The organism is Salinivibrio sp. PR919, from assembly GCF_001995355.1.
In the GTDB taxonomy this organism is placed as follows: domain Bacteria; phylum Pseudomonadota; class Gammaproteobacteria; order Enterobacterales; family Vibrionaceae; genus Salinivibrio; species Salinivibrio proteolyticus.
In genome coordinates, this window is the sequence record NZ_MUFL01000127.1 from 1 (window position 1) to 5,764 (window position 5,764).

4 protein-coding genes are annotated in these 5,764 nt (G+C 47.7%); all 4 read right to left on the reverse strand.

Translation table 11 applies throughout. From position 1 onward, the window contains the following. Positions 1-119: 119 nt before the first annotated feature. Positions 120-1,460 carry an MBL fold metallo-hydrolase RNA specificity domain-containing protein gene (locus tag BZG83_RS15670; RefSeq protein WP_077481938.1) on the reverse strand — a complete coding sequence of 447 codons (1,341 nt, stop codon included), beginning with the start codon at positions 1,458-1,460 and terminating at the stop codon, positions 120-122. A 70-nt stretch (positions 1,461-1,530) separates the two neighbouring features. Beyond that, the gene (locus tag BZG83_RS15675) at positions 1,531-2,463 is read right to left on the reverse strand and encodes an alpha/beta hydrolase (RefSeq protein WP_077481940.1); all 933 of its coding nucleotides are present in this window, start codon (positions 2,461-2,463) and stop codon (positions 1,531-1,533) included. A 350-nt stretch (positions 2,464-2,813) separates the two neighbouring features. Further along, positions 2,814-3,980, reverse strand: coding sequence for a nucleotide sugar dehydrogenase (locus BZG83_RS15680; RefSeq protein WP_077481942.1), 1,167 nt, complete (start codon positions 3,978-3,980; stop codon positions 2,814-2,816). Positions 3,981-4,277: 297 nt separating this feature from the next. Further along, positions 4,278-5,764: hypothetical protein (locus BZG83_RS15685; protein WP_206744374.1), on the reverse strand; the 1,487-nt coding region annotated here is incomplete at its 5' end.

A 5,764-nucleotide genomic window follows, 5' to 3' on the forward strand; every position in this document is an offset into this window, starting at 1 on the left:
AGCTTAATTTTCATATATAATTGAATAATATAAAAAATACTGGCGTTTCCTCCTTCTTTTAATCCTTTTGGTAGAAAAACAACACGTGATACTAAGATCTTCGTGGACGAGGAACCGCTTTATAGCTTTAACTTGGCGCGCAGTATCTGCTGGCAGTTCGGCTCGCCGTGAATCAAGTGGATTTGCTCGGGGGGAGGTTGAATGCCGTTTACAAAGTGGACTAAGTCGGTTTGGTCAGCATGGGCTGAGTAGCCCGATAGGGTATGGATTTGGGCTTGAACGCTTATGGCCGCGTTATCTATCCAAACTTGCTTTTTTCCTTGTTGAAGCTCACGTCCTGGGGTGTGTTGGGCTTGGTAGCCGGCTAGGATAACGTCCGTGCGTGGGTCAGGAAGTAACGCATGCAAATAGTTCATGATCCGCCCGCCTTGGCACATGCCGGAAGCAGCCACCACAATGGCGGGTTCTCCGGTCTGTTTGAGACGATTCACCAGCGCTTGGTGTTGACTGTGTGCATCAATGGTAATGCATTGGTCAAACGCTAACGGATGGCGGTGTTGATTCAGTTTAGCGTTGGCTTCTTTGCTCCACAGCTTTTTGAAGTGGCGATATTGGCGCGTCACTTGTTGGGCCATGGGTGAGTCGAGAATGATAGGAAGCGCATTATCTAGCTGCTTTTGATAAATCAGCTGTTCAATATCAAAAAGCAGCTCTTGGGTACGGCCGACACTGAACGCAGGAATCAGTATCGCGCCTCCATCTTGCAATGAATGCTGAATAATCGCTTCGAGCCGCTGGGCACGCGTCGCGACGGATTGATGTGTTTTATCTCCATAAGTGGATTCGAGATAGAGAATGTCTGCGCGCGCAGGCGGTTTAGGATCGGGTAATAGCGGCGTATTGCTTGGGCCTAAATCTCCTGAGAACACCACGCGCCACTCATCAGGCAGTTTCAATTCCACATACGCCGAGCCCAAAATGTGCCCGGCGGGTTGAAGGCGCAAATACGTCGCTGACTGCCTTTTTTGCTTTGGTTTTAGCCGGTGCCAAGTATTGTAAGGAAGGTGCACCATCAACTGGTTAATGCGTTCTAGTATTCGCTGACGATCGCCAAAGCGCATGTTTAATTGCAGTTTTAATGTATCATCAATCAACAGTGGCACCAGTGCCGCCGTCGCTTCTGTGCAGTAAATGGGCCCAGAAAAACCCGACGCCAGTAACCAAGGCAACAAACCGCAGTGGTCAATATGCGCATGGGTAAGAATAAGCGCATCGATGCCCTTGCCATTGAGGTGCACTCTCGCCTCTCGCACTTCGTCACCTTGGTATTGGCCGCAATCAATCAACAAGCGTAAACCACTCGGTTTAATATCTAGCTGATGGCATGAGCCCGTCACCGTGTGATAGCCGCCATGGTGGGTGACAGTGAGGATATCGTTATCGATGGAAGTATTGGGCATAGTGACGTCCTTGGGAAAAGATTATGGAATACGGAATACGGAAAGAGACTAGACGCTTCGCTTCTAGCCTCTAGTCTTTTATCATTTTATTCATCATCTGTTTTATCAGTGGGCTTGGGTGGCCATTGTCGTCGGTAAGAAAGTAAGTGTGTCCCCAACTTGGGTCGAATTGGTCGTTAAAGGCATCGCAGTCGGTCACCGTCACCTTGTGAGCGGGCAACACATCAAGGTTTTCTGGCCCTGTCATCCCTAGACGCCGAGTGATGGTGCGATGGCGCATATTGACCACTTTGGAAGCCGCCATGGCCAAATCGTCTGCAGCATAGTAAATGTGGACTTGTTTAGCCGCATCCAGCACCGCTCTGCCCGATTGGTGAGGCTCTAGGGCTTGATTATCAACATCCGCCGCCACCATAAAAATATGTCGGAACCATTGTGGCATGGTATCCAGCCCCGCGTGTTGATGCCAATGCTGAAAGGTACTGATTAAGGTTCGGTTTCCCATAGAATGCGCCAGTATATTCATACGTCGCTTGCAGGGGCTCGCTTGTTGTTCTGGGGCGCGACGCCATTCATCAAACATCGCCAGTAAACGACTAAAAGCCAGACCAGATGCCTTGGCCGCCAGTTGATCGTCCCAGTAATCATCAATCATGCCGAGGCGACCATCGTCATCACAAGGCCAGATTATTGGCACGACCATAATGGCGTTCGGCGCAATTCTGTCAAACTGATCCTGAAGCATGTGGGCCATGGGAAAAACATGGCGCTCCATGTGATTGTTATAGCCATGAAGTAAAAAGAGGATCTGGGTTTGGGTGGGTAAGGCTTTTAATCTCTCCATAAACGGCGCTGCGGTCAGCTCTTGATATTCACTCTGTCCCGCGCGCTGGCAAAAATACACCCATTTCGATATATCGGTGTTTTGATGATCAAAACTCAACCAACGGCCGGCCTCACTTGTCGGTCCCTGTTCAGGAATACGGCTGGTGATAAATAACATAGCATCATCCACGGATTATGAACCTATGGTGAGGATACGTAAGGTCGATGGTTAAATTGTATGGTGTTGAGGGAGTTTTGCGAGGGAGAAGACGGAAAGAGAGGAAGATCCTAGGGTCCTAGGGTCATAGGGTCATAGGGTCATAGGGTCATAGGGTCCTAGGTCCTAGGTCCTAGGTCCTAGGTCCTAGGGAAAGATTATGGAATACGGAATACGGAATACGGAATACGGAATACGGAATACGGAATACGGAATACGGAATACGGAAAGAGCATATCGTGCTAGCTCTGGTAGATAAAGTTCCTAGGGCCTAGGATCTTAGGTCCTAGGAACTGCTTTGCGTTTTTCCCTCAATCCGCGCCAAACAGATCACGAGTGTAGACTTTGCTTTCTACGTCTCGAATTTCGTCGACCATCCGGTTGGCAACAATCACATCCGCGCGCTGTTTAAAGCTGTCCAGATCAGTCACCACTTCGGAGTTAAAGAAGCTTTGTTCTTCAAGTACCGGTTCATAAACGATAACGTCAATCCCTTTCGCTTTAATGCGCTTCATGATTCCTTGGATCGCCGAGGCACGGAAGTTATCTGACCCTGCTTTCATTACTAAGCGGTATACGCCCACCACTTTGGGCTCGCGCTTAATAATCGCATTAGCAATAAAGTCTTTGCGAGTAGTGTTCGCATCGACAATCGCTTGGATAATGTTGTTAGGCACATCTTGATAGTTAGCCAGCAATTGGCGGGTGTCTTTTGGTAGGCAGTAACCGCCGTAACCAAACGAGGGGTTGTTGTAGTGATCGCCAATGCGTGGGTCGAGCCCGACTCCTTCAATGATTTGCTTTGCATCTAAACCATGAGACTCGGCATAACTATCTAACTCATTAAAATACGCAACGCGCATCGCTAGGTAGGTATTGGAAAAAAGTTTGACCGCTTCTGCCTCGGTGGAGTGCGTAAATAGCACCGGGATATCTGTTTTGATTGCCCCTTGCTGTAGCAGGCTGGCAAAGGTGCGCGCACGATCTGAGTCTTCACCGACAATGATACGTGAAGGATAAAGATTGTCGTAGAGCGCTTTGCCTTCACGTAAGAACTCCGGCGAGAACAGGATATTATCGCAATCAAATTTTGCTTTAACACTTGCTGTGTAGCCGACCGGAACAGTGGATTTAATGACCATGACCGCATTCGGATTAATCGCCATCACATCCTGAATGACCGCCTCAACTGAGCTGGTGTTAAAGTAGTTGGTGTCGGGGTCATAATCAGTGGGGGTTGCGATCACAACAAAGTCAGCGTCTTGATAGGCCTGCTTTTTATCTAACGTCGCTATAAAATCGAGCGATTTGTCCTTGAGAAAACGCTCAATCTCCGCATCTACAATCGGTGACTGCTTGTTATTCAGCAGGTTGACCTTGTTTTCTACGATATCAAGGGCAACCACTTGGTTGTGTTGGGCCAGTAGCATGGCATTCGACAACCCAACGTAACCTGTTCCTGCAACGGCAATTTTCATTGGATTTTCCTTAAGTCATTCCCGAAAAAATGGTATCACGTGGGGGCTCTAGGGGAAAGATTACGGAATACGGAATACGGAATACGGAATACGGAATACGGAAAAAGCATACCGTGTCAGCTCCGGTAGATAAAGGTCCTAAGTCCTAGATGATAGAATACGGAAAAAGCATATCGTGCTAGCTCCGGTAGATAAAGGTCCTAAGTCCTAGATCCTAGGAGCCTAGATCCTAGGACCTAGGAGCCTAGGCCCTAGGAATTACCTAACGCGCTTATCTGACAGGAAAGGCTCTAGGTCCTAAGGATTACTCGCCGATATTTGATAGTGATCGATGATTTTTTTCTGTCGTGCCAGTTGCTCTCGCTCGTAGGTGGTGAGGAGCACCGGCAGTTGATCCACACTGAGGTCACTACTGTCAGTAATGCTTGGATTGGTATGTTCTGCCATCAACGCAGCTAAGGCTTGATCGCTTTCTGTATACATCACACTGATATCATAATGATTGAGCGTACCTGCAATCATGTTGCCAGGCAGTTCTGGTACAACTTGCTGATTAGTCGCCTCAGCGTAGATAACGTGTGTGACTGTTGTTGAGCCATTTACGGCTTGGTAGGCAATCCGTTGGATACCCGCTTGGCCGCCCGGTACTTGACCGTAGGCGGTTAAGTTGCCGCTTCCATCGATATTMAMAGTTGTCTGTGATGGAACAGTGATATTACCAACCAGACTCGTACTATCTAATCCATTGCCTAGTTGTGTCCCAGACAATTGTTGCGCGGTCGATAGTTGCCACTGATCACCTGAAGCGTCCACGCTTCCTTCTGCGGTTAAAAAGTAATCTAGATTACTATTGTCTGGATCATAGCGGTAGGTGATGGTGTCGCTCGCGCTGTGAGGCAAGTTTTGCCAAATATAGGGCGTTTGCTGATAGCCAACATAGAGGGCAGCGGCGGTTAAGTCGTACTCGCTGGTACTCACTGGGGCTATCCAGTTATTGAACTCGATTAATTTATCAAGCTCCACTGTGGCATCATTAGCCAAATTAAAAAATTTATAATCTGTGATTTCACGAGGCTCTGCGATGTCAGTGATATCAGAATTAGAAGGATCACCAGCAGCTTTTTCTGCATATCCTGCGCCTAATGCGCTACTAAATGATCGACTAATTGTTTTAGCGCCAAAGTTTGACGACAGCGTTTTCTTATCTTGTGTTGTGATACCAACGCTGTACGCGTTCGAGCCATTCGAAACATCAACCCTGACGTTTGTATACTCACGTTCATTTGGCTCGGTTGCGCCTGATGTTATGCATCGATCATCATTGCTGACGCTGTCGACAGGGTAACCAAACAGTAAAGTCTGACTTAATGCGCTTTTTTGATAGGAAACAGCTGTAATCTCAGCTCCCTTGGCAAGCACAAAGGTTACGTAACCCCTTGCTGGAACCAATGATTGATTGATCGTTAGCTTGTTCGCTTCGACATCATAAGTATTTACCACATTACCTCGATCATCATGAATGAGAATCGTTCCAGTCGTGTTAATGCCACTTATTACCCGATCTTTCGTTGCGAGAATTTGTTTTCCATCTTGTTTTTCACCGTAGACAGCACAATTACTATCAGGAGACGATTTTGCATAAATAGCCGCAAATTCAAAGGTATACTTAGGAGCTGGTGGAGGCGGGCCGCCACCGTCGTCGCTACCACCACCACAACCGGTAAGGGTTAACGGGATCAGAATTGCTAAAAGTTGCTTATTAAACATAATGGATACTCTTTGGG